Annotated in this window: 1 pseudogene; it reads left to right on the top strand. The window is 71.2% G+C overall.

Going from position 1 to position 222, the window contains the following annotated elements:
- Window positions 1–222, top strand: a pseudogene (locus tag IH25_RS38345) (alpha-1,4-glucan--maltose-1-phosphate maltosyltransferase); the annotation flags it as partial.

Genomic DNA, 222 nt, shown 5'->3' with positions numbered 1-222 from the left:
CCCGCCTGGGGCATCTACTCCGGCTACGAACTGTGCGAGAACACCCCGCTCAGGGAGAGCGGGGAGGAGTACCTGGACTCGGAGAAGTACCAGCTGCGCCCCCGCGACTGGCAGGCCGCCGAGCGCGAGGGCCGGACCATCGCCCCGCTCCTCACCCGCCTGAACACCATCCGCCGCCGCCACCCCGCACTCCAGCGGCTGCGCAACCTGCACTTCCACCAC

Origin of the sequence: Streptomyces achromogenes subsp. achromogenes, from assembly GCF_000720835.1 — a bacterium.
Classification (GTDB): Bacteria; Actinomycetota; Actinomycetes; order Streptomycetales; family Streptomycetaceae; genus Streptomyces; species Streptomyces achromogenes.
Note: the sequence above shows the minus strand (reverse complement) of the source record. Positions and strands in the feature narration are given on the sequence as shown.